The following is a 24,192-nucleotide window of genomic DNA, read 5'->3' as shown; positions in this document are numbered from 1 at the left end:
GCGGGGGAGGATCGCCCTGGTGTCGTACGCCCCGCTGCGCCGCTGGGCGGCTCGGACGGGGACCGATTCGGGGGCGTACGACGAACAGGGTCCCGTCTTCATCCATGCGCAGGAGTGCTCGGGCCGGACACGGGCCGACTGCCCTTCACGAACGCGCACCGGACGGTGCGCCGGTACTCCGCCGACGGGCACATCCTGGGCGGGCGGCTGGTGGCGGCCCCGGAGGAGTTCGAGGACGCCTTCACGGAAGCGTTCGACGACCCGGCCGCGGCTGTCGTCCACGTCCGGGCCGTCGAATACGGATGCTTCCTCTACGAGGTGCGCAGGCCCTGAGGGGTCAGCTCCTGAGGGGTCAGCCCTTCAGCTCGGCCGCCACCAGCTCCGCGATCTGCACCGCGTTCAGCGCGGCACCCTTGCGGAGGTTGTCGTTGGAGACGAAGAACGCCAGGCCGTTGTCGACGGTCTCGTCCTGGCGGATGCGGCCGACGAACGACGGGTCCTGGCCGGCGGCCTGGAGGGGGGTCGGGACCTCGGTGACCGCCACGCCGGGGGCGCCGCCCAGGAGCTCCTTGGCGCGCTCCACGGTGAGGGGGCGGGCGAAGCGGGCGTTGACCTGGAGGGAGTGGCCCGTGAAGACGGGGACGCGGACGCAGGTGCCGGAGACCTTGAGCCCGGGGATCTCCAGGATCTTGCGGGACTCGTGGCGGAGCTTCTGCTCCTCGTCGGTCTCGTGCAGGCCGTCGTCGACGATGGAGCCGGCCAGCGGGAGCACGTTGTACGCGATCGGGGCGACGTACTTGTTCGGCGCGGGGAACTCGGCCGCCGAGCCGTCGTGGGTCAGCTTCGGCGCGTCCTCGCCGACCTTCTTGACCTGCTCGAACAGCTCGTCCACGCCGGCCAGGCCGGAACCGGAGACCGCCTGGTAGGTGGCGACGACCAGCGCCTCGAGGCCCGCCTCGGCGTGCAGCGGCTTCAGGACCGGCATCGCGGCCATCGTCGTGCAGTTCGGGTTGGCGATGATGCCCTTGGGGCGGTTGGCGATCGCGTGCGGGTTCACCTCGGACACCACGAGCGGTACGTCCGGGTCGCGGCGCCACGCGGAGGAGTTGTCGATCACGACCGCGCCCTGCGAGGCGACCTTTTCGGCCAGCGCCTTGGAGGTCGAGCCGCCCGCGGAGAACAGCACGATGTCCAGGCCGGTGAAGTCCGCGGTCGTCGCGTCCTCCACCGTGACGCCGTCCAGGACCGTCCCCGCCGAGCGGGCCGAGGCGAACAGACGCAGCTCGGTGACGGGGAAGTTCCGCTCCGTGAGGATCCTGCGCATGACCGTGCCCACCTGACCGGTGGCTCCGACGATTCCGACCCTCACGACGACTCCTTCTGCGTGCTCTCTGCGTGACGTACATGTGCCTGCTGCATGGCTGAGGTGTTTCCATCATGCGGTCAGTCCCGGTCCGCGTGTCCACTTCTTTGAGCGGAGTGCCCGAGGAATGGGACGTACCGGGCCCGGGGCGCGACTCCGGTTCTCCGCGCCCGACCCCGCTGAGCTGCAGAAATTGGTCCGGCAGTGGCCCCGCACCGCAAGCTGTGCTGCCCCACCCCTGCCCGCCGTGTCCCGCCGCACGCGAAGGTGTGACGTACGCCTCTGCGGTACGCCGCAAAAAAGGGCCGAACGTTTCGGCCCCCGGCGGCGTCCTAGAGGAAACGCGGCGAGAAGAGGGGGCGCTGTGCTGCGCAGAAAGGTCCGCCGGGGGCAGGGGGACGGCACGCACGACGTGCTGGACGACCCGCTGGACCCTGCTCAGGAACGCCGGGTGCGGGCGGTGCTCGCGCTCGGCGGGGTACCGCAGGCGGACCTGCCGGACGGGGTGCAGCAGGTCCGCCTGCGGTTGCTGGAACGCGCGGCGCGGGGGGACGAGGCGCCGCGCGACGTGTCCGCGTGGGCGGCGGTCGTCGCCTCCAACCTGGCCATGGACTGGCACCGGGCCAAGCGCCGCCAGGAACGCGTCGGGGAACGCCTCGCCTCCCTGCGCCAGTCCGACCATGCCTTGGACGAGGACACCAGCGTGCTGTCCCTCGCCGTCGCCCAGGGTCTGGACGAGCTGCCCGACGCCCAGCGCCAGGTCCTCGTCCTGCGTTTCTACGCCGACCTCCCGGTGCGCGGGATCGCCGAGGAGCTCGGCATCCCCGAGGGCACGGTGAAGAGCCGGCTGCACACGGCGGTACGGGCCCTGCGCGCCCGCCTGCACGAGGACGAGGTGGTGTGACGTGAGCGCCGAGCACGACGGACGCGCCGGCATGGACGCGCTGATGGCCGCCCTGACCGACGAGCCGCTGTCCGACGCCGCCCGGGCGGATGCCGCCTTCATGGCCGAACACCGTTCCGCCGAGGCCGATCTCGTGCTGCTGCGCGAGCAGCTGGGGATCATCGGGCGGACGCTCGCCGAACCCCCTGCGCCCGCCGAGGCTCCCGAGCCCGCTCCCGTACGACGCTCCCGCACCCGGCGGCGCACACTCAACCTCGCCTTCGGCGGCCTCGCGGTGGCGTCCGCCGCGGCTCTGCTGTCGGGCATGGCCTGGCTGCTGGCGCAGGCGGGGGGCGGCATGGCCGACGGGGCGGACAGCGGCAGCGCGGCCTCCAAGGAGGACTCCGGGGCCGGCTCCCTCTTCGGCAGCCCGTCCTACTTCGCCTGCTCCCGCCTGATCGCCGAGGGCCGGGCCACCAGCGTGGAGCAGCTCCCCGGCACCGAGTCGTACCGCGTCACCATCGACGTGACGCGCTACTACAAGCCGGAGAAGCCGGGCGCGGACGACAAGAAGGAGCTCACCTACGTGATCGACGGGAACATCGTCCCCGGCCTCCGCGTGGGCGACCAGGTGCTCTTCGCCGTCCCGAACGGCGAGCGCCAACCCGCGTACTGGCTCGTCGGCGAGAAGCAGATCGCCCAGGACCGGGCCCGGCTCACCGTCTCGGCGGCCGAGTCGCGCGGGCTGCCCTGCGCATGACGAAGGGCGGGCGCCCGCCGGTACCCCGACGAACGCCCGCCCTGACAGCCGTGACGACTACGGCGTGAGCCGCACCGGCTACGGCGTCACCTTCTCGATCTTCACGCTGCCGATGCCCGCGACCGTGCCGCGCGCGTTGAGCAGCTGGACCTGTCCGAAGAACTCACGGCCCTCCGGGGCGGCCGCGGCGGCGACGACGCTGCCGGAGACCGTGGTGGAGGCGCCCGTGGCGAGCTTCACCGGCGTCGAGTCGTCGACGGTGACGCTGCCGAGGGCGGCGGAGAAGAACACGTCCTGGTAGTCGTACGCGGTGGTGCCGGCCGGGATCGCGTAGCCGATGACCTCGATGGTGTAGGTGCCGGCGGCCGGGGCGGCCACGGACACGGACTCCTCCGAGTCACCGTCGGCCGAGCTGCCCGCCTCCTTGCCCGCCGCGTCGTACACGACGAGGTCGAGGTCGGCGGCGGCGTCGGAGACGTTGCCGATGGCGACGTCCAGGGACTTGGCGCCCGCGGGCACCGTGACCGTGGTGGTGTGCGTCTCGCCCTCGGCGATCGTCGGGCGGGCCGACTTGGCCGAGCCGAGCGGACCGCCGGCCAGCTTGCCGTCGATCGCGGCAAAGTTGTTCGTCACCTTCCAGGAGGCGACGGCCGGGGTGCCGACCTTGGCCTCGGGCACGGTCACGGTCTCCGGGTCGAAGGCCGCGCCGAGGACGGCGACGTCCAGCTTGTACGGGTTGTCGAGCAGCGGCGACGTACGGCGCGACTCGACCTCGATCTCCCAGACGCCCGCCACCGGGTCGGCGTACGAACGCACGTCGGGCCTGCAGCCGTTGCCGTCGAGGTAGTTGTTGTAGCAGTTCGGAGTGCTGGTGGTGTCGACCGGGACGCCGTAGGGGTGGATGGCGATGAACCGGGTCTGGCTCTTGTCCTTCAGCCCGCCGATCGCGACCTCCAGCGACTTGGCGCCCGCGGGCACGGTCACGAAGTAGGACCGGGTGCTGTTGCGCTGGACCGTGTTCGACGCCGAGTAGGTGTGCGCGAGCGGCGCGGAGACCACGACCGTCGTCATGACCAGCTTGTCGGTGCCCTCGGTCTTCGGGTCGTCGACCTCGAGGATCGCGCTCTTGAGACCCGCGGAGCCCGGCGCGGCCTGGACCTTGACGGTCACCGGCTGGTTGAGCGGCAGCTTCACCTCGTCGGAGCCGACGATCTTGAAGGTGCCGGCTGTGTTGTTCTCGAAGTGCAGCTCGTGGCGGATCGCCTTGTCGGCGCCGGACGTACGGGTGATCGTGACGTCGTACGTCTTCTTCTGGCCGGCCTTGAGGCCGCCCTCACGGTCGTACAGACCCGAGCCGAAGCCCGGGGTCTTCAGGAACTGGTCGATCGCGGTGTCGACCGGGGCCTTGACCGTGTAGTCGTGCGCGGTGGCGCCGTCGAGGATCGAGTCCCAGGCGTCCGGGATGTTGATGAGGCCGGCCCCCTCCTCGTACGCCTGCACACCACTGATGTGGTCGGCGGTCGAGGTGAGCGCGGTGCGCAGGGTGGCGGGGGCGAGGTCGATCTTCTTCGCCTTGGCGGCACTCAGCAGCAGCGCGGACGCACCCGCGGCCTGCGGGGACGCCATCGAGGTGCCCTGGAGCATGCCGTAGCCGGCCGGCAGGGCGTAGCCCGCCTCGGCGACCGGGGCGCCCGGCAGCCAGGTCTGGATGGTGTTGACGGCGGCACCCGGGGCGACCAGGGTGGGCGTGAACCCGCCTTCCTCACGCGGACCGCGCGAGGAGAACGGCATCATGGCGTACTTCTTCTCCACGACCGAGCCGTAGTTGGCGGCCCAGGTCTGCTTGGAGATGGACGCGCCGACCGAGATGACCTTGTCGGCCAGGCCCGGGTCGCCGATCGTGTTGGCACCGGGACCGGAGTTGCCGGCCGAGATGACCAGTTGGACGCCGTAGGTGTCGATGAGGCGCGTGTACAGCTCGGCGCGCGCGTTGTTGCCGTCGTTCAGCGTCGGCAGACCGCCGATCGACATGTTGACGATGTCGACACCGCGGTTGACGACCAGGTCGATCATGCCCTCGGCGAGCGCGACGTTGGTGCAGCTCGGGCCGAACACGCAGGCACGGGACGAGACGATCTTCGCGCCCGGCGCGGCACCGTTCATGTCGCCGCCGAACAGGCCGTTCGCGGCGGTGATACCGGCCACGTGCGTGCCGTGCTCGCTGGAGATCATGCCGATGTTGACGTAGTCGGCCTTGGCGCCGGCGGCGTTGTAGACGACGTCCTTGCGGATCTCGACGACGAACGGGATGCGCTCGGCGACCTCGGTCGCCGGGTTGTCCGTGCCGAAGTAACCGATCTGGTAGCCGTCCTTGTACGGCTTCATCGGCTGCTCGTCGGCGAAGTCGTGGTCGTCGTCGAGGTCGACGCGTACCGTGCCGGCGGCGGCGTCGTACAGCACGCCCCAGACGTCCGTGGTGTCGCCGTCGCGGTTGACGTCGCCCGCCTGGTCGCCACCGGCGGTCGCGGACTCGTAGAAGTAGTTGAACTTGTACGAGCCGGCCGGCGCCGTGAACGCCTCGGCCGCGCCGCCGACGGGGGTCGCGGAGAACGCCGGGCCGGCCACCGAGGCGAGCATCCGGCGCCACGAGCCGTCGCTGTCGGCGACCGGGTCGGTCGACGTCACCCAGTCGACGATCTTCCGCTCGCCGGTGGTGGTCTTCTGCAGCGCCGGGTGGGAGAGGTCCACACCCGAGTCGAGGACGCCGATGGTGACACCCCGGCCGTCCGCCTTCGGGTGTTCGTCCACGAAGTCGACGGCGCCCGTCTCGAAGGACGGGTTGTACGGGTTCTCGGCGGGGGTCTTCCTGTTCGGCGCCGGGTAGGCGGCCGAGGCCTTGCCCGCGGCGCCCTTGGCGGTGTCCGCGCTCGGCGTCGGGTCGTCCAGCGGGATGTCCTGCCGCAGGTCGATGCCGTGCACGGAGGACAGCTTCGCGGCGGCGGCGATGGCCGAGTCCGCCTTGCCGGTGGGGACCGTCGCGCGGACGTAGCCGAGCTTGTCGTAGGTCCGGCCGACCAGGCCGCCCTGGACCGAGTCGAGCTGCGCGGCGACCTTCTCGGTCTGTCCGGGCGCGGTCGCGACCATCATCGTGACGCTCTTGTCGCCGTCGGACTTGGCCTCGGCGAGGAGTTCGGCGTCGTCGGAGCCGAGCTTGTCGTGGGCGGACTTCACGCCCGGGTCGGCCGCGACGGGAACCTCGGCGTCGGCGAGGGCCATGGGTATCGGCCCCGCCGCGGAGAGCGCGGCCACCAGACCGGCGGCCACGGCTATCCGGGCCACGCGTCTCGCGCCGGATGTCGGTTCGAGCTGGGGGGTGAGGGTCATCGGCATCCCTTGTAGGTAAAGGAACGAGCGGGTGGCGGCCGGGACCGATCGGTCCTGGCCGCGATGGTCCGGAATGCGATCCCGGACGATCGCACAGCTTTACGCATGGGAAGGATGTTTAGGGAGAGTTGACCGAATCGATATGGGCGCATGGGGAAAACCCCCGGCGTCATTTGGGGAGATGGGCGATGAAAGGGGCAAGTCCCCCAAGGGGTGTGCTTCCGGGGGTAAGCGGTTGCCGTCCTGGGGTAACGTCCCCCGATGCGAAGGAAGTTGAGGGTGGCGGCCTACGCCCTGTGTGTCCGTGACGGACAGCTCCTGCTCTCCCGCTCCCCGGCACCGGACGGCGGCCCGCCCGAGTGGGTCCTGCCCGGCGGCGGCATGGAACACGGCGAGGACCCCCACGACACCGTCCTGCGGGAGGTGACCGAGGAGACCGGATACCGCATCGAGGTCACCGGCCTGCTCGGCGTGGACTCCTCCCGCCGCACCTTCCCCCGCCGCTTCGGCCGGAGCGTCGACCACCACGGCGTACGGCTCCTCTACGAGGGCCGGATCACCGGCGGCGACCTGAGCTTCGAGATCGGCGGCTCCACGGACATGGCGGCCTGGCACCACCTGGACGCCGTACCGGACCTGAACCGGGTGAGGCTGGTCGACGTCGGACTGCGGCTGTGGCGGGAGCGGCCGGCGCCGGGACGGCTCGACACCCCGGGGCAGGCCCCGCCGCCACGGCTCGAAACCCCCGGACAGACCCCGCCGGGACCGGTCCCCTACCCGGACAGATGAACGCGGAGTAACCGCCCCCGGGCCGTCCGGGGAGCGGTCGTGGACGCGCAGGGTAGTTCAAGATCGACGTACGGTGATCGGCGTTGCGCGTTGCGGCCTCGTTCACGCGCAGGTCATCCCCGGTGCCAACGATCCGTAGTGAGCGGGAAGTTCGCGTCAGCGCCTGGCAGCGATCACCCGCGACCACTGCCGACGCAGTTCGCACTCGGGGAGATCGCGCCATGTCGCGCACACGCTCTGTCGCCAGCTCCACGCTGGGGGTCAACCGCCGTACCGTCCTCGCCGCCACCGCGGCCGCGACCGTCTCCGCGGGCGTCGGCTACGCCCTGCGGCCCACCGACAGCCGCGCCGCCACCAACGCCTCCGGCACCGCCGCCGAAGGGACGACCGTCGCCCAGTCCCGCAGGGCACCCGCGGCGCCCCTCGCGCCGTACACCCGCGGCACCACGCTCGCCTCCGTCGCCGCCCCGCGGACGGGCTCCGGCTACCGGCGCCTCGGCGACGGGCCCGGCTGGAAGCGGCGGCTGCGGACCGAGCTCGCCGCGCCGCAGTCCGGCCGGGCCGGGCGCCGGACCACCCTCGCCGCGTTCGTGCAGCTCACCGACCTGCACCTGATCGACGCCCAGCACCCGATGCGCCTCGAGTACCTGCGCTCCGCGGACGCCCACGCCTGGCGGCCGCACGAGGCGCTGACCGTGCACGGCGCGGTCTCGCTCGTGGAACGGGTCAACGCGCTGCGGGGCGCCCCCGTCACCGGTGCCCCGCTGCACTTCGCGATGACGACCGGCGACAACACGGACAACAACGCGAGGACCGAGCTGGAGTGGTTCCTGACCGTCATGAGCGGCGGCCGGATCACCCCGAACTCCGGTGACCCGCGCCGCTACGAGGGCGTCCAGAACAGCGGCCTCAAGCAGTACTGGCAGCCCGGCACGAGCGTGCGCGACGCCGACAAGCAGCTCGGCTTCCCGCAGCTGGAGGGCTTCCTGACCGCCGCCGTACGGGAGTTGAACAGCCCCGGCCTCAACCTGCCCTGGTACTCCACCGTCGGCAACCACGACTCCCTGCCGCTCGGCTGCTACGGCCACGGCGACTCCTGGCTCGCCGAGTACGCCATCGGCGGCAAGAAGCTGATGAACCTGTCCGTGTCCGAGGCGAAGAAGCTCCAGGACGCCATCAAGAACGCCAAGGACCCCAAGGGGACCGCGTTCCGCGACTTCCTCAAGGCACACACCCGTGACATGCGCTCGGTCACGCCGGACGAGAAGCGCGCCCCCTACACGGCCGCCGACTACCTCAAGGCCCACCTCGACCCGGCCTACCGCGGAGTCGGCCCGGTCGGCCACGGCTACTCCTCCGCCAACCTCGACGCGGGCACCCAGTACTACAGCTTCCGCATCGCCGACGACGTCATCGGCATCAGCCTCGACACCACCGACGCGGGCGGACACTACAACGGCTCCGTCGGGACGGCCCAACTGAAGTGGCTGGACAAGACACTGCGCGACAACAAGGACTCGTACGCGGTCGTCTTCAGCCACCACACCAGCACGTCGATGACCAACACCCGCCCCGACCCGGCCCGTCCCGGCGAGCGGCGGCACACCGGCCAGGAGGTCGTCGCCCTCCTCGGCAGCCACGCAGGCGTCCTCGCGTGGGTGAACGGGCACATCCACCGCAACGACATCACCCCGCACTCCGCCCCCGACGGCCGCTCCTTCTGGGAGATCTCCACCGCCTCCCACGTCGACTACCCCCAGCTGGCCCGCGTCATCGAGCTGGTCGACAACAAGGACGGCACCCTCTCCCTCTTCACCACCTGCGTCGAGTCCACCGCCCCCCACCGCACCGACTTCACCGACCTCTCCCAGACCGGCCTGGCCGCCCTCTACCGCGAGCTCTCCTACAACGCCCCGGGCGCCCGGACGGACCTGGCCGGGGAGTCGAAGGACCGGAACACGGAGCTGCTGTTGAAGAAGGGCTGAAACCGGCTCAACCGCCCAGGCCGGCCTCAACCTCGGCGTATCCCGCCGGGTCTGTCCCCCCGACCCCGCTCGACGAAGCGACGCAGCGACGGCGAGCGGAACGACGACAACGGGGAGACAGACATGATCGTTCGGACGACCCTGGTGGCGGCGACGGCAGTGGCCCTCACGGCAGCCCTGGCAGCCCCCGCGATCGCCGCGGCACCCGCCGGCACCGGTGGTCGGCACGACGCGACCCGCGAGGCGATCGAGGCCGCGGTGACCGACGGCGTGCCCGGCGTGACGGCCACGGCGAAGGACGTGCACGGAACCTGGTCGGCGACCGCGGGCGTGGGCAACCTCAAGACGCAGAAGCCGCGTTCCCCGCACGACCACTACCGGGTGGGCAGCATCACCAAGACCTTCGTCGCCACGGTGCTGCTCCAACTGGAGGCGGAGGGAGAGCTGTCGCTGGACGACAAGGTGGACACATGGCTGCCGGGCCTGGTCCACGGCAACGGCCACGACGGCCGCCAGATCACGATCCGCCAGCTCCTCAACCACACCAGCGGCATCTTCAACTACACGGACGACGAAGAGCTGATCCGGACGTACTTCCTCAAGGACGGCTTCTTCAAGCACCGCTACGACCAGAAGGCGCCCGAGGACATGGTCGCGCTCGCCATGACCCACCAGCCGAACTTCGCGCCGGGCACGTCCTGGAGCTACTCCAACACCAACTACACCCTGGCCGCGCTGGTGATCGAGAGCGTCACCGGCCGCCCGTACGGGGCGGAGGTCCGCGACCGCATCACCGAGCCCCTGCACCTGCGCGCCACCTCGGTGCCCGGCACGCGTCCCACCCTCCCGCAGCCCAGCAGCCGCGCCTACGGCAAGCTGGCCGAGACGACGACCGGACCGACGTACGACGTCACGGAACTGAACCCCTCCCTGGCCTACGGATCCGGCGACATGATCTCCGACTCGACCGACCTGAACCGCTTCTACACGGCCCTGCTGCGCGGCCGCCTGCTCCCCGCCGAGCAGCTGAAGGCCATGAAGACCACGGTGCGGGCAGAGGGCGTCCCGAACGCCCGCTACGGCCTCGGCCTCATCGACCGCGAGCTCAGCTGCGGCGTCCACGTCTGGGGCCACGGCGGCGGCATCCACGGCTCGTCGTCGGAGGCGACGACCACCGCGAACGGCCGCCACGCCCTCGCCTTCAACTTCAACGGGGACTGGTCGGGGGACAGCGATGCGGTGGTGGAGGCTGAGTACTGCGGCAAGTAGCCGCAGGTGACCGCCGGCAACACCTGAGGAGGGGCCGTCGGGTGCAGCCCAGTCGGCCCCTCCTCTCCCCTCCTGGTGTTTGCCCCCGGCCGGTCACTACCGGGGCAGCACCACGACATACGCGGCTGGGTCGCGGTCGCCGGATGCCATCAGGGCGGTGCGGACCACCGCGGCCTGCTGCTCCCTGGCGTCGCGCAGCTTCCTCGGGGTGATGTGGACGACCGTGATGCCGAGCCGTTCCAGGTGCTCGCGCTTGCGGGCGTATTCGGACCAGAGGGCGTCGTCGTCCTGCCGATGGCCCTGGCGGGGGGCGCGGGTGTCCAGTTCCACCGCCACCGCCTGCTGGGGCCAGTACGCGTCCAGGCCGCCGAGGTGGGGGCCGCCGGGCAGACGCAGGTCCACGTTCCAGACCGGGTCGGGAAGGCCGTACTCCCGCACCATCCTGTACAGGCGGTCCTCCGCGATCGCCCGGCCCTCCGCGAGGAGGGAGTCCACGGCGTCCACCACGTGCGGGCGGCTCAGCAGCTTGGCGTTGTTCAACTCCCGTACCACCGCAGCCGGTTCGCAGTGGCCGCCGCGCACCGCCTCGGTCAGCAGCCGGCATACGGCGTCCGCGTCCGTCAGTTCGGTCACCGCGTCGGCGAGGGCGCGCGGGACCGGCGCGACCGGCAGACCGGTGACCTGTTCCGGGGCGGGCAGGGAAGCCGTACGGACGATGCGGACGCAGCCCGTCGAGCGCAGCCGGCGCAGGCGCGGGACGAGGACGTCGATCCGGTCCAGGGCCGTCAGTGGCGGCGTGGCGGAGAAGCCGTGCAGCGTCAGCGCCGCCAGGCCGGTGATCACCGCGTCGGGGTACACCGGCCGGTGCGGTTCCGCCGCCCCCGGCTGGGCCGGGACGCCCACCACCCGTTCCTTCGCCGCGTACATCAGCACCGCGTGCAGCCGCTCCTCGCGGGTCGGCGGGCCGGGGTGGAGCAGGAAGACGCCGGGGAGCGGTTGCTGCCAGGGACCTCCGGGGCGGCACTGCTCGGTCGCCTCGGCCGGTGTGACGCCGTGTGAGCGGAGCTGAGCTGCCGTCAGGACGTGGCGGTGCACCTCGGAGAGATGGCGCAGCGGGCGGGGGGAGAGTGGCGGGACCGGCGGCAGCGGGGTGTTGTGGTTCATGGCGTCCAGATTCCCGCGATCCGCCGGGCTCTTAACCGCTGTTACACGCTCGTCAACAAATCCGGACAAGGCAGAACTAAAGGACGGATGTTCGGATGCCGAGCAGACAGGGAAAACCCCTGGTCCATTCGGATGGGACCAGGGGTTACGGCTCCTCTTGCCCGGATTCCGTAACGGTCACGGAATGCCCCGTCGCGGGCCGGAGATCGTCAGCCCGCCGCTTTCGCGTCGCACGCCTGTCCGCGCAGCCCCCGCGCCAGGTCGTCCCGCGCCTCCAGCACCAGCCTTCGCAGCGCCGGTGCCGCGTCCTCGTGGGCCGCCAGCCACGCGTCCGTCGCGTCCAGGGTCTCCTGCGAGTGCTGGAGTGCCGGGAACAGCCCCTCGACCACGTGCATGGCGATCTGGATGGAGCGCTCCGACCACACCCGCTCGATCGCCGCGAAGTACTTCTCGGCGTACGGCGCGAGCAGCTCCCGCTGGGACGGCTGGGCGAAGCCCGCGATGGTCGCCTCGACCAGGGCGTTCGACAGGGCGTCGGACTCCACGAGCTGGGCCCACGCCTGCGCCTTGACGGCCGCGGACGGCCGGGCGGCGAGGCAGCGGACCTGGTGGCGCTTGCCGGACGCCGTGTTGTCGCGGACCAGTTCGGCGGCCAGCACCCCCTCGTCCGCGAACCCGTGCGCGGCCAGCGGCTGCAGGAACGCCCAGCGCAGCTCCTGGTCCACCTCCAGCCCCTCGATCGGGGCCGTGCCGTCCAGCAGGCCGCGCAGCAGCCCCATGTCGTCCGCGCCGGACGCCACGGTCGCGAAGAACCGCGCCCACGCCAGCTGGTGCTGGCTGCCCGCCTCCGCGGACCGCAGTTCCCGCAGCGCGCCCTCCGCGAGCAGCCGGCCGCCCGTCTCCCGCCAGGTGGGCGCCACGTAGTTGACCAGCGCCGAGTTGGCCCAGGCGTGCAGCATCTGCAGGACGCCGATGCCGGACTCGCGGCCCGCGAAGCGCAGCACCAGCTCCACGAAGTCCCGCGCCGGCAGCAGCGCGTCCCGCGTCATGTTCCACAGCGCCGACCAGCACAGGGCCCGGGCGAGCGGATCGGTGATGTCTCCCAGGTGACCCTTCAGGGTCTCCAGCGAGGTCTCGTCGAAGCGGATCTTGCAGTACGTCAGGTCGTCGTCGTTGACCAGGACCAGGTCGGGTGCCTCGGAACCGGCCAGTTCCGTCACGACCGTGCGCGGGCCCTCGACGTCCACCTCGGCCCGGGCGTACCGCTCGGGCGCCCCGGACGCGGAACGCCGGTACAGGCCCACCGCCACCCGGTGCGGGCGCAGCTCGGGATGCGACTCCGCCGCCTCCTGCAGCACCGCCAGCTCGTCGACTCGGCCGTCCGGGGCCAGCAGCACCTGCGGGGTCAGCGAGTTGACCCCGGCCGTCTGCAGCCACGCCCGCGACCACGCGCCCATGTCCCGGCCGCTGGTCTCCGCCAGGACCGACAGCAGGTCACCGAGGCGCGTGTTGCCGTACGCGTGCCGCTTGAAGTAGCGCCGTGCGCCTTCGAGGAACGCGTCCTGGCCGACGTACGCCACCAGCTGCTTGAGCACCGACGCGCCCTTGGCGTACGTGATGCCGTCGAAGTTGAGCTTGGCGTCCTGGAGGTCGCGGATGTCGGCGGTGACGGGGTGGGTGGAGGGGAGCTGGTCGGCGCGGTAGGCCCAGGCCTTGCGGCGGTTGGCGAAGGTGATCCAGCCGTCCTTGAAGCGGGTCGCGCCGACCAGGGCGAAGGCGCCCATGAAGTCGGCGAAGGACTCCTTGAGCCACAGGTCGTCCCACCACTCCATGGTGACCAGGTCGCCGAACCACATGTGCGCCATCTCGTGCAGGATGACGTTCGCCCGGCCCTCGTAGGAGGTCTGTGTGACCTTGCCGCGGAAGATGAACTCCTCGCGGAAGGTCACCAGGCCCGGGTTCTCCATCGCGCCGAGGTTGTACTCGGGGACGAACGCCTGGTCGTACTTCCCGAAGGGGTACGGGTAGTCGAAGTGGTCGTGGAAGAAGTCCAGGCCCTGTTTGGTGACGAGGAAGACGTCGTCGGCGTCGAAGTAGGGGGCCAGGCCCTTGCGGCACATGGCGCCGAGGGGGATCTCCAGGGTCGTGCCGTCGTCCAGGACCCGGGAGTACGCGTCCGTGACGTAGTGGTACGGGCCCGCCACCACGCACGTGATGTACGTCGAGATCGGCTTGGTCTCCGCGAACCGCCAGACTCCGTCGGTCGGTTCGCCGACGCCGTTGCTCCAGACCGTCCACTCCTCGGGCGCCCGGACCTCGAAGCGGAACGGCGCCTTGAGGTCCGGCTGCTCGAAGTTCGCGAAGACGCGGCGGGAGTCGGCCGGCTCGTACTGGGTGTAGAGGTAGACCTCGCCGTCCTCCGGGTCGACGAAGCGGTGCAGTCCCTCACCGGTCCGGGAGTACGCGCACTGCGCGTCGACGACCAGCTCGTTCTCGGCGGCCAGGTCCTCCAGGACGATCCGGGAGCCGTCGAAGACCTCGCCCGGGTCGAGGTCCTTGCCGTTGAGGGAGACGGCGGTCACAGCCGGCGCGATCAGGTCCGCGAAGCTCGACGCGCCGGGCTCGCTGCAACGGAAGCGGATCGTGGTCAGGGACCGGAAGGTCCGCGGTCCGTCCACGGTCTCGTCGCCGACGGCGGAGCGGACGTCGAGAGAGACCTCGTAGCCGTCCACGGACAGCAGGGCGGCCCGCTCCCGGGCCTCGTCGCGGGACAGATTCTCACCGGGCACAGGCGGCACTCCCTCGGGTGTGTTCAGTATGCGGACAGGCTGATCCTGCCATGGGGCACCGGCACCGGGCAGCGGGGAATGGGCGGGGACCGGTCACTGTTGCAGGTCGGAAAGACCCCTTGTAGAGGAGACCCATGTCCGAGACCGCGAGCACCTCCGGCAAGACCCCCGTCGACTTCTGGTTCGACCCGCTGTGCCCCTGGGCCTGGATGACCTCCCGCTGGGTCCTGGAGGTGGAGAAGGTCCGCGACATCGAGGTGCGCTGGCACATCATGAGCCTCGCGGTGCTGAACGAGGACAAGATCGACGAACTGCCCGAGGAGTACCGGGAGATGCTCGCGACCAAGGCGTGGAAGCCGGTGCGGGTGGCGACCGCCGCCTGGCAGAAGCACGGCGCCGACGTCCTCGGCCCCCTCTACACCGCCCTCGGCACCCGCTTCCACAACCAGGGCGAGGGCCCGACCGAGGAGGCGATCGCGGCGGCCCTGGCGGACGCGGGTCTGCCCGCCGACCTGATCGAGTACGCCGACCAGAAGGACTTCGAGTTCGAGGCCGAGCTGCGCGCCTCCCACAAGGAGGGCATCGACAAGGTCGGCCAGGAGGTCGGTACCCCGGTGATCGCCGTCCCCGGCCCCGACGGCGAGCAGATCGCCTTCTTCGGCCCGGTCGTGACCCCCGCGCCCAAGGGCGAGGAGGCCGCCAGGCTCTGGGACGGCACGCTCGCCGTGGCCTCGATCCCCGGCTTCTACGAGATCAAGCGCACCCGCACCAAGGGCCCGGACTTCAGCAACCTGTAAGCCCCTTGCGGGACTCACTCCGGCTCGGGCATCTTCTCCGGCGGGTGGAGCGGCTTGGCGTTCCACCGGTGGCGGATGTTGCGGCAGTCCCGTTCGTCGCTGACGCAGATCCAGTAGTCCTCCACGTACGTGCGGGGCTTCAGCTGCTTCAGCGTGCGGATGACCTGGCGCTCCCGGTCGTCCTTCGGCTGCCGATGCGGCTGGTAGGTCCCGCAGGTGTGGCAGGGGAGCATCTTCTCCTTGGGCATTCCGTCAGGATCACCCGGAACCTCGCATTTCGACAGCCTCCGTGAGCCGCGTGTTCACGGAGGCTCGTCGCGTGTGCCCCCGGGGCCGCCGTGTGTTTCCGGGCCGCCGGGTGTTCCCGGGGTCTTCCTTTCCGGTACCGCAGAGTGTCCGGCCCATCGCGCAGCGCGGCGATCGGTGGGCCCGGCGTGAACCGCGACGGTTTTGCCGCACTTCTCTCACTCATGTGCCGTGCGAACCGGCGGGTGGCGTAGCACGATGGGCGCATGACGGAGATCGACACGTCGGTGCCGCACTCGGCCCGGATCTGGAACTACTGGCTCGGCGGCAAGGACAACTACCCGGTGGACGAGATGGCGGGTGACGCGTACACCGCCGTCTTCCCCGGGATCGTCACCATCGCCCGCGGCAGCCGCGCCTTCCTCGGCCGCAGCATCCGGTACCTGGTGCAGGAGGCGGGTGTACGGCAGTTCCTCGACGTCGGCACCGGCCTGCCCACCGTCGACAACACCCACGAGGTCGCCCAGCGACTCGCCCCCGAGTCGCGGATCGTCTACGTCGACAACGACCCGTTGGTCCTCGCCCACGCCCGCGCCCTGCTCACGTCCACGCCCGAGGGCGCGACGGCGTACGAGGCCCTCAGTCTCTTCGAGCCGGAGCAGATCCTGAGCGCCGCCGCGAAGACCCTCGACCCGGACCGGCCCACCGCGCTGATCCTCAGCGGCATCCTCGGCCATGTCGCCGACTACGGCGGGGCCCGCACCATAGTCCGCCGCCTCATGGAGGGCCTCCCCTCCGGAAGCCATCTCTGCGTCAACGACGGCTCCCGGGGCACCGACCCCGACTACGAGCAGGCCCAGGACGCCTACAACAAGACCGGTGCGGTTCCTTACTTCCTGCGTCCCGTCGACCAGATCGCCGCCTTCTTCGACGGCCTGGAACTGGTCGACCCCGGCGTGGTGTCGGTGCCGCTCTGGCGTCCCGACGGCACCGCCGCCCCCACCCCGATCGGCCAGCACGGCGGCCTGGCCCGCAAGCCCTGAGCCCTGCCCGCAGACGACGAGAAGCCCCCGCGAGTCACGTCCTCGCGGGGGCTTCCCGTCATTCCGCCGGCCAGGTGAAGGGTGAGAAGACGATCACCAGGCTCTTATTGCACATAGCTTGCAACTGCACGCTATCAACGAGAAGGGTGAACGAGAAGCAGGCCCTCACGTGTCGCACGTGAGGGCCCGCCGCCGGCAGAGTTGGGCGCGTTTCTACGCCGCCACGGAGGTGTAGTGGGAGGCGTCCCCCTCGATCACGTAGCTCTCCTTGCCCTCCACGCCCACCGGCACGTCACCGGCGACCGTCACCCGGTGCAGGCGGCGGGGCAGGCCGTCGTAGTTGTCGATGGCGTAGTGCTGGGTGATGCGGTTGTCGAAGAGGACGAGCTGGTTCTCCGACCAGCGGTGGCGCAGGACGTTCTCCGGGCGGGTGACGTACGCCTGGAGCAGGTCGAGGATCTTGCGGGACTCGCCCGTCGACAGGCCCACCAGACGCTGTGCGAACCCGCCGATGAACAGGCCGCGTTCGCCGGTCAGCGGATGGACGCGGACGACCGGGTGGGCCGTGCGGTACTTGATCGACGTGAACTGGGCGCGGGCGGCGGCCTGCGCCTCGTCGACCGTCTCCTCCGGTACGGCGTAGTCGTAGTCGTTGGTGTGCTCCGCCCACAGGGTGTCGGCCAGCAGCCGCAGCGGCTGCGGCAGGTCGCGGTAGGCGGCCGCGGAGTTGGCGATCAGGGTCTCGCCGCCGTACGGCGGGACGGTGATGCTGCGCAGGGTGCTGGCCTGCGGCGGGTTGAGGACGAAGGTGACGTCCGTGTGCCAGTTGTTGGCGGCGCGGCCCCGCTCGCTGTCCACGGGCAGGACGTTCGGCACGCCCTCGACGGACGGCACGGTCGGGTGGGCGGTCGTGATGTCCCCGAAGTGCCGGACGAAGGCCTGCTGGCCCTCGTCGTCGAGGTCGACGTCGTCGAAGACCAGGGCCTTGTGGATGTTCAGCGCGTCGCGGAGGGCGACGACCGTCTCCTCGGCGAGGGGCTTGGCCAGGTCGAGGCCGGCGATCCGGGCACCGATGTCGGCGGTGAGCTTGCTGATCTCGAATTCGGACATGTGCGGGTCCTCTCAGACTCGGGCGAGGGCGGATTCCTCGACGGATCCCCCGGCGGACTGCTCGGCGGGCGTGACGTACTGGTTGGCGGGGCGCGGCAGCCCGTATCGCTCCCGCAGGGTCCGGCGCGGTCCGTATTCCGTGCGGAGCAGGCCGCGGGTGCGCAGGATCGGGACGACGTGGTCGACGAAGGTGTCGAGGCCGGAGGGCAGGACCGCGGGCATGATGTTGAAGCCGTCGGCGGCGCCGTGCGTGAACCAGGTCTCGATCGCGTCGGCGACCTGCTCGGGCGTGCCCGCGAAGGTGAGGTGCCCGCGACCGCCGCCGAGCCGCCCGACCAGCTGCCGGACGGTGAGGCGTTCGCGCCGGCCGAGTTCGACGATGAGGGTGTAGCGGCTCTTGGCGCCCTCGATGGCGCTCTCCGGCGGCAGGTCGGCGGGGAGCTGTGCGTCCAGCTCCAGCGTCCCCGGCTCCAGTTGCAGCAGGCTCTCCAGCCGGGCCACTCCGTGCGTGTACACGATGTGGTCTTCGAGGAGCTGCTCCTTGGTACGGGCCTCCGCCTCCGTCGACCCGATCACCGGGACGATGCCGGGCAGCACCTTGATGTGGTCGGGATCGCGGCCGGCGGCGGCCGTACGGGACTTGAGGTCGGCGTAGAAGGCCTGCGCGTCCTCGACGGTCTGCTGGGCGGTGAACACGGCCTCCGCGTACCGCGCCGCGAAGCGCTTTCCGTCCTCGCTCGATCCCGCCTGGACGAGCAGCGGATAACCCTGCGGGGTGCGCGGGACGTTGAGGGCGCCCTCGACGCTGAAGTACGTCCCCTGGTGCCGGGGCGGATGGATCTTCGTGTCGTCGCCCCAGACGCCGGACGCCTTGTCGGCGACGATCGCGTCGTCCTCCCAGCTGTCCCACAGCTTGAGGGCCACGTCGAGGAACTCGGCGGCGCGGGCGTAGCGCTCGGCGTGCGCGGGTTCGGCGGCGAGACCGAAGTTGCGGGCGGCCTCGGCACCGGCCGTGGTGACGATGTTCCAGCCCGCCCGGCCGCCGCTGATGATGTCGAGCGAGGCGAACTTGCGGGCCAGGTTGTAGGGGGAGTTGTAGGAGGTGGAGGCGGTGGCGATCAGGCCGATGTGCTCGGTGGCCGTCGCCAGCGCGGTCAGCAGGGTGAGCGGCTCCAGGGCGCCGGCGGGCCGCTGGGCCACGCTTCCCCACAGCTGCGGTCCGTCGGCGAGGAACAGCGAGTCGAAGGTGCCGCGTTCGGCGATCCGGGCGAGGTGGACGTAGTGGGCGAGGTCCACGTGCGCGTACGGGTCGCTCTCCGGCAGCCGCCACGACGCCTCGTGGTGGCCGGTGGTCATCAGGAACGCGTTCAGGTGGAGCTGTCTGGTGGTCACTGGTGGTCCTCCGTCACGCCGAGGGCGGCCAGCAGCCGCTCCCGGTACTCGCCCAGCAACGGATCCCGGTAGGAGCGCGGATGCGGGCGGTCGATGGTCAGGTCGAGGCCGATACGGCCCTGGTCGAGGACGAGGACCCGGTCGGCGAGCACGATCGCCTCGTCCACGTCGTGGGTGACGAGCAGCACGGAAGGCCGGTGGCGCTCCCACAACTCCCTCAGCAGCACGTGCATCCGGATCCGGGTGAGCGCGTCGAGGGCGCCGAACGGCTCGTCGGCCAGCAGGAGTTCCGGCTCGCGGACCAGGGAACGGGCCAGGGCGGCGCGCTGGGCCTCCCCGCCGGACAGCTCGCTCGGCCACGCGCGTTCTCGGCCCTTCAGGCCCACCTCGGCGAGGGCCTCGCGCCCCTTCTGCTCCGCCTCCTTGCCGTCGAGCCCCAGCAGGACGTTGTCGAGGACGCGCTGCCAGGGCAGCAGCCGGGAGTCCTGGAAGACGACCGACACCCGTTCCGGCGCGGTCAGCCGACCGCTCCCCGCGACCTCGTGGTCGAGGCCGGCGATCGCCCGCAGCAGCGTGCTCTTGCCGGAGCCGCTGTGCCCGAGCAGGGCGGTGAACTGACCGGCGGGGAGGTCGAGGTCGATGCCGTCGAGGACCGTGCGTCCCTCGAACGACCTGGTCAGGCCTCGGAGCTGGACGGCCGGGCGGGTCAGTTGCTGAGCGTGCGGCGCCATGACAGCACCCTCCGTTCGATCAGACGGACCGCGCTGTCGGAGATCAGGCCGAAGATGCCGTAGACGACCAGGCCGACGAGAATGACGTCCGTCTGGCCGTAGTTCTGCGCCTGGAACATCATGTAGCCGAGCCCGCTGGTGGCGTTGATCTGCTCCAGCACGACCAGACCCAGCCAGGAGCCGGTCACCCCGAGCCGCAGCCCGACGAAGAAGCCGGGCAGCGCGCCGGGGATGACGATCCGCCGGATGAAGGCGTATCGCGACAGGCCCTGGACCTCGGCGAGTTCGACGTACCGGTGGTCGATGCCGGACAGCGCGGAGTGCGTGTTCAGGTAGATCGGGATGTAGACGACGATCGCGATGATCGCGACCTTGAAGGTCTCGCCGATGCCCAGCCACAGGATGAACAGCGGGATCAGGCCGAGCGTCGGGATCGCCCGGTTGAGCTGGACGGACCCGTCGATCAGCGCCTCGCCGGTCCGGCTGAGCCCGGCGGCCAGGGCGAGGGCGATGCCCGCGGTCAGGCCGATCGCGAAGCCCGATCCGGCGCGTTGCAGCGAGGTCAGGATGTCGTGGGGCAGGGTGCCGTCGGTCCACAGGTGGACGCCGGTCTCCAGCACCGTCCAGGGCGCCGGGATCGCACCCGGGTCGAGCTGTCCGGCGGCGGAGGCGGCGGCCCACAGGGCGAGGATGAGGGCGGGACCGAGGAGACGGGTGGCGGGCAGCCGTCTGCCGGGGGAGAGGCGGCGGCGCCTGCGGACCTGGGGACTGTCCTCGGTCGCGATGACGGGCGTGGTCGCGGTCGCGGTGGTCGAGGTCGAGGTCGTGGTCACGGTGGCGCTCACCTCCGGTACTCCGCGGGTACGGACTTCGCCGCGATGCCCTCGAAACGCCGGTCGAAGAGCGAGTCGACCTTGAGCTTCTTCACGAAGCCGCCCTCCGCCAGCAGATCGGCGGTCTCCTGCTCCCACTTCACGGCCTCGTCCCAACTCGGCGGGAACAACGGCTTGTTGGCGAGCTCGGTGATCGACCGGGCCTGCGCGAGGCTCAGGTTCTGCGTCTTGACGTAGAACTCCTCGTTCCAGACGTCCGGGTGCTCGTACTGCCACACCTGGCCCTTCGCCCAGTACGGGATGTACGCGGCGACCGCGGCGGCCTTCGCGGAGTCGGACAGCACGGAGGCCGGCGCCCACAGCAGGTTGAGCAGGTCCACGACGTCGGTGGTGATGGCGTGGGCACCCTTGGACTCGTACTGCTGGAGATAGGCGGGCGCCTGCTGGTTGGCGAGCGGCGCGATGTCCACCTGGCCGGACTGCAGGGCGGTGAGGAACTGGTTGCTGGTCAGCGGCACGAGTTCCACGTCGTCGTACGCCAGCCCGGCCTTCTTCAACGCCCGCAGGAGTACGACGCCTTGGGCCTGCCCCTGCGAGAAGGCGAGCTTCTTTCCCTTGAAGTCCTCGACCGAGCGGATGTCACTGCCGGGCTTGGTGGCGAAGAGGTAGTTCGGCTTGCGGGTGATGTTGATCGCGACGATTTTCGCGTCGTAGCCCTGGAACCGCGCCTGAATCGGCGGAATTCCCGCGTTGTTCGCGACGTCCAGGGACCCGGCGCGGAAGGCGTTGATGACGTCGGGTCCGGCGCCGATGTTCGCCCAGCTGCTCACTTTGAAGGGCAGGTCGTCGAACTTCGCGAGCTTGAACTGGAGTTGCTGGACGTTCTGGTACGAGGCGATCTTGAGGCTGGTGCCGGCGGGGACGGTCTTCGCCAGCGGTTCGGAGAGGGACGTCTTCGAGGTCGCGGCGCTGCTGTCCGCGCAGCCGCTGAGGCCGGCGGCAGCGGCGGAGACGCCGAGCAGGGAGGTGAGAAAGAGCCGCCGGTCGATTCCGGGCAGGGGTGGGGAAGGCATGGGAGGTCTCCGTGAGCCGAGAAGTGAAGCGAGAAGTGAAGGGAAACGCGCGCGATTCCGGGCAGCGAAAAGCCCGGGGCCCGACAAGGGAATTCACGCGGGAACAGAGGTGGGCGCGCGCTTCAAGCGCGGCAACGCGTCAGCAACAGAGGGTGCGACAGCTCATGACCAGGATGTTCCTTTCTTCGGACCGGCCCTGTCAACATTCCGCGTTTCTGAATTAAGTCCGCTCAGGTGAGGCGGCCAGTGGATCCCGATAGAGCACGTCCAGAGCCACTGATCCACCGGCCACGGCAAGCACGGAATCCCCGAAACTCGTCGGCACCACGGCCGCCGCCCGCTCCGCCCCGACCTCGTCCCGCAGCGCGGAAAGGCAGTCCGCGCGATGCAGGACGCCGATCTCGGTGACGACGACGGTCTCCGGATTGAGCACGTCGAGCAGCAGCCCGACCGCCCGCCCGACCCGACGCGCCCGGTCCACCAACAGCCTCGCGGCGGCCAGGTCGCCGTCGGCCGCCGCGGCGACCACGTGCATCGGGTTCACGCCGTCGGTGACACCGGTCTCCCGCGCCCGCCGGCACAGGGTGCGCTCGCTCAACTCGGCCTGCAGGCAGCCGGTGCGCCCGCACTCGCAGACCTCCGTGCCGCCCGGCACCGGCAGATGCGCGATGGCACCCGCCTGGCTGCGCGGTCCGTGGTGCACCTCGTCGTGGGTGGCGAACGCCGCGTCGACCACGTTCCCGACGAACAGGTGCAGCACGCTCCCGCTGCCGCGCGCCCGCCCGAACAGCCGCTCCGCGTTGACCAACGCCCGCGCATGTCCGTCCACATGGACCGGCAGCCCGGTGTGTGCGCCGACCACATCGCGCACCGGCACGTCCCGCCAGCCCAGCAGCGGATGCGCGACCACGGTCCCGGAGTCCCGGTCCACCCAGCCGCCGACCGCCACCCCGACACCCAACGCCCGGCATCCCGGAGCCCCGGCCAGCAGCGCCCGCAGCCCGTCGGCGGCCCGCGCCAGCACCTGCGGGGGTTCAACAGCCCCGGCCGTGTGCTTCAACCGCCGCTCGGCCACCACCCGGCCGCGCAGATCCAGCAGCGCGACCGTGGTGTAGGGCACGGCCACATGGACCGAGCCCACGACGAACCGCGAGTCGTCCAGGTCGACCGGCACATGGGGGCGGCCCACACCCTTGGACTGCCGGGGTACGGCCGCCTCACGGATCAGACCGAGCCGCGCGAACCGGGCGCAGTAGTCGGTCACCGACGCCGGAGACAGCCCGGTCAGCCGGGCGATGGTGCTGCGCGCGACCGGCCCGTGCTCCAGCACGGAGCGCAGCACGACACTGGCACTGGTCCGGCGCCGGTCGGGATCGGCGGCACGCGGAACCGAAGAGACAGGAGACGAAGGGGTGCGAGACGACGAGATGGGAGACGAAGAGGTGCGAGACGAAGAGGTGCGAGACGTAGAGACGGGAGACGAAGAGGAGGCAGGAGGGGGTGCAGCCGCGGTGCGGGGCATGGGATTCATCCTCGGGAACGGGTCCGACAGTGCGCCGACTCAGGAGTCGAGGCGCACCGGATCCGCTCCGCCGCCCCGACCTACCGGCGGCGACAGACGGCCGTGCCCACGCGTCGCAGGTCGACGTGGCGACGCGACGAGAAGTTCCGGGCTTGGGCAACCATGCGCCCGAAGCTAGCAAAACGGTCCCGCGCTGCCCAGACGGCGACCGACGGGCGAGACGGCGGGTGTCCACGCCGCGCACCTCATTGGCGGGACCCGACAGATCACGCTTGCCGCGCCTTCGTATCCCACACCACGTCACCTCAGTGACCGGCATCACCTCGTGGCCGGTGTAACCCGCATCTTTTGTCCGGAGCCCACCAAGCCCGCGTTCCCCCCTTTGTCGAGCGCTGACGGTGATCGGTCCGAGGGCGCTGGGATAGCGTCGCGGTGTCCCCCGTGCCCACACCATCTCGCGGAGTCCCCATGAGCACCGCTGCCGCCGTCCCCGCCCGCCCGGGTCAGGTCCTCGCCGACCTGCTCCCCGCCTCCCGTGTCCGGGACGTGGTCCTCGTGGTCGGCGGCGCCGCGCTCACCGGCCTCGCCGCCCAGATCGCGGTGCCCGTGCCGGGCTCCCCGGTGCCGGTGACCGGTCAGACCTTCGCCGCGCTGCTGGTCGGCACGACGCTCGGCGCGAGCCGCGGCCTCTCCGCGCTGGTCCTGTACGCGCTCGCCGGTCTCGCCGGGGTGCCGTGGTTCGCGAGCGGCACCTCCGGGGTCTCCGTCTCCTTCGGCTACATCCTCGGCATGATCCTCGCGTCCACGGTCGTGGGCGCCCTGGCCCGCCGCGGTGCCGACCGCTCGATGCTCCGGATGGCTGGCACCATGCTCGTGGGCGAGGCGATCATCTACGCCGTCGGCGTCCCGTACCTCGCCTACGCGGCCGACCTCTCGGTGTCCGCCGCGATCGCGGCCGGCCTGACCCCGTTCCTGATCGGCGACGCCGTGAAGGCGGCCCTGGCGATGGGCCTGCTGCCCTCGGCCTGGAAGCTCGCCAAGCGCTGACCTGGTCGGCTG

General features: G+C 70.9%; 19 protein-coding genes and 1 pseudogene. 9 read left to right on the top strand and 11 right to left on the bottom strand.

Features of this window, described 5'->3' with window-relative positions:
• Positions 1–19: 19 nt before the first annotated feature.
• Positions 20–333 (top strand): annotated as a pseudogene (locus tag ACWBNA_RS42810) (DUF1203 domain-containing protein).
• A 19-nt stretch (positions 334–352) separates the two neighbouring features.
• Here the strand turns inward: ACWBNA_RS42810 and ACWBNA_RS42805 are convergent.
• Positions 353–1,369: an aspartate-semialdehyde dehydrogenase gene (locus tag ACWBNA_RS42805; protein ID WP_482710010.1), complete on the bottom strand. Its 1,017-nt coding sequence runs from the start codon at positions 1,367–1,369 to the stop codon at positions 353–355.
• 358 nt (positions 1,370–1,727) lie between these two features.
• On the opposite strand from ACWBNA_RS42805, the gene ACWBNA_RS42800 reads away from it, so the two are divergent.
• Positions 1,728–2,267 (top strand): sigma-70 family RNA polymerase sigma factor, encoded by a 540-nt coding sequence (locus ACWBNA_RS42800; protein ID WP_482710009.1) that lies wholly within the window; start codon positions 1,728–1,730, stop codon positions 2,265–2,267.
• Position 2,268: 1 nt separating this feature from the next.
• A complete protein-coding gene (locus tag ACWBNA_RS42795) occupies positions 2,269–3,006 on the top strand; it encodes a hypothetical protein (RefSeq protein WP_482710008.1) in 738 nt (245 codons plus the stop codon).
• A 78-nt stretch (positions 3,007–3,084) separates the two neighbouring features.
• Here the strand turns inward: ACWBNA_RS42795 and ACWBNA_RS42790 are convergent, their stop codons facing one another.
• Positions 3,085–6,390, bottom strand: coding sequence for a S8 family serine peptidase (locus tag ACWBNA_RS42790; protein WP_482710007.1), 3,306 nt, complete (start codon positions 6,388–6,390; stop codon positions 3,085–3,087).
• Between the two features lie 261 nt (positions 6,391–6,651).
• Here ACWBNA_RS42790 and ACWBNA_RS42785 point away from each other — a divergent pair, with 261 nt between their 5' ends.
• From ACWBNA_RS42785 to ACWBNA_RS42775, 3 genes are all read left to right on the top strand, one after another.
• Entirely contained in the window at positions 6,652–7,179 is a 528-nt protein-coding gene (locus ACWBNA_RS42785; protein WP_482710005.1) for an NUDIX hydrolase, read from the top strand.
• Between the two features lie 221 nt (positions 7,180–7,400).
• Positions 7,401–9,164, top strand: coding sequence for a TIGR03767 family metallophosphoesterase (locus ACWBNA_RS42780; protein ID WP_482710004.1), 1,764 nt, complete (start codon positions 7,401–7,403; stop codon positions 9,162–9,164).
• Positions 9,165–9,287: 123 nt separating this feature from the next.
• Positions 9,288–10,433: a serine hydrolase domain-containing protein gene (locus tag ACWBNA_RS42775; RefSeq protein ID WP_482710002.1), complete on the top strand. Its 1,146-nt coding sequence runs from the start codon at positions 9,288–9,290 to the stop codon at positions 10,431–10,433.
• Between the two features lie 96 nt (positions 10,434–10,529).
• Here ACWBNA_RS42775 and ACWBNA_RS42770 read toward each other — a convergent pair whose 3' ends face one another.
• Positions 10,530–11,597, bottom strand: coding sequence for a hypothetical protein (locus ACWBNA_RS42770; RefSeq protein WP_482710001.1), 1,068 nt, complete (start codon positions 11,595–11,597; stop codon positions 10,530–10,532).
• A 209-nt stretch (positions 11,598–11,806) separates the two neighbouring features.
• Positions 11,807–14,386, bottom strand: a complete 2,580-nt coding sequence (pepN, locus tag ACWBNA_RS42765; RefSeq protein ID WP_482710000.1) for an aminopeptidase N — start codon at positions 14,384–14,386, stop codon at positions 11,807–11,809.
• 134 nt (positions 14,387–14,520) lie between these two features.
• On the opposite strand from pepN, the gene ACWBNA_RS42760 reads away from it, so the two are divergent.
• A complete protein-coding gene (locus ACWBNA_RS42760; protein ID WP_482709999.1) occupies positions 14,521–15,183 on the top strand; it encodes a mycothiol-dependent nitroreductase Rv2466c family protein in 663 nt (220 codons plus the stop codon).
• 14 nt (positions 15,184–15,197) lie between these two features.
• Here the strand turns inward: ACWBNA_RS42760 and ACWBNA_RS42755 are convergent, their stop codons facing one another.
• Positions 15,198–15,431 (bottom strand): hypothetical protein, encoded by a 234-nt coding sequence (locus tag ACWBNA_RS42755; RefSeq protein ID WP_482709997.1) that lies wholly within the window; start codon positions 15,429–15,431, stop codon positions 15,198–15,200.
• A gap of 264 nt (positions 15,432–15,695) precedes the next feature.
• Between ACWBNA_RS42755 and ACWBNA_RS42750 the strand changes: the two genes are divergently transcribed.
• Positions 15,696–16,472, top strand: coding sequence for an SAM-dependent methyltransferase (locus ACWBNA_RS42750; RefSeq protein WP_482709996.1), 777 nt, complete (start codon positions 15,696–15,698; stop codon positions 16,470–16,472).
• A gap of 213 nt (positions 16,473–16,685) precedes the next feature.
• Here the strand turns inward: ACWBNA_RS42750 and ACWBNA_RS42745 are convergent, their stop codons facing one another.
• From ACWBNA_RS42745 to ACWBNA_RS42720, 6 genes are all read right to left on the bottom strand, one after another.
• The gene (locus tag ACWBNA_RS42745) at positions 16,686–17,582 is read right to left on the bottom strand and encodes a TauD/TfdA dioxygenase family protein (protein WP_482709995.1); all 897 of its coding nucleotides are present in this window, start codon (positions 17,580–17,582) and stop codon (positions 16,686–16,688) included.
• A 12-nt stretch (positions 17,583–17,594) separates the two neighbouring features.
• Positions 17,595–18,974 carry an LLM class flavin-dependent oxidoreductase gene (locus ACWBNA_RS42740; protein WP_482709994.1) on the bottom strand — a complete coding sequence of 460 codons (1,380 nt, stop codon included), beginning with the start codon at positions 18,972–18,974 and terminating at the stop codon, positions 17,595–17,597.
• Positions 18,971–19,705 carry an ABC transporter ATP-binding protein gene (locus ACWBNA_RS42735; protein ID WP_482709993.1) on the bottom strand — a complete coding sequence of 245 codons (735 nt, stop codon included), beginning with the start codon at positions 19,703–19,705 and terminating at the stop codon, positions 18,971–18,973. The genes ACWBNA_RS42740 and ACWBNA_RS42735 overlap by 4 nt, the downstream gene beginning before the upstream one ends.
• Positions 19,681–20,538 carry an ABC transporter permease gene (locus ACWBNA_RS42730; RefSeq protein ID WP_482709992.1) on the bottom strand — a complete coding sequence of 286 codons (858 nt, stop codon included), beginning with the start codon at positions 20,536–20,538 and terminating at the stop codon, positions 19,681–19,683. Before ACWBNA_RS42730 ends, ACWBNA_RS42735 begins: the two co-directional genes overlap by 25 nt.
• Before the next feature lie 8 nt (positions 20,539–20,546).
• The gene (locus ACWBNA_RS42725; RefSeq protein WP_482709991.1) at positions 20,547–21,611 is read right to left on the bottom strand and encodes an ABC transporter substrate-binding protein; all 1,065 of its coding nucleotides are present in this window, start codon (positions 21,609–21,611) and stop codon (positions 20,547–20,549) included.
• A gap of 220 nt (positions 21,612–21,831) precedes the next feature.
• Entirely contained in the window at positions 21,832–23,163 is a 1,332-nt protein-coding gene (locus tag ACWBNA_RS42720; protein ID WP_482710024.1) for an ROK family transcriptional regulator, read from the bottom strand.
• A 438-nt stretch (positions 23,164–23,601) separates the two neighbouring features.
• Here ACWBNA_RS42720 and ACWBNA_RS42715 point away from each other — a divergent pair, with 438 nt between their 5' ends.
• Positions 23,602–24,180 (top strand): biotin transporter BioY, encoded by a 579-nt coding sequence (locus ACWBNA_RS42715; protein ID WP_482709990.1) that lies wholly within the window; start codon positions 23,602–23,604, stop codon positions 24,178–24,180.
• Positions 24,181–24,192 lie beyond the last annotated feature (12 nt).

Source organism: Streptomyces sp. Q2 (assembly GCF_056820935.1).
This window is presented reverse-complemented; position numbering and strand designations above follow the sequence as displayed.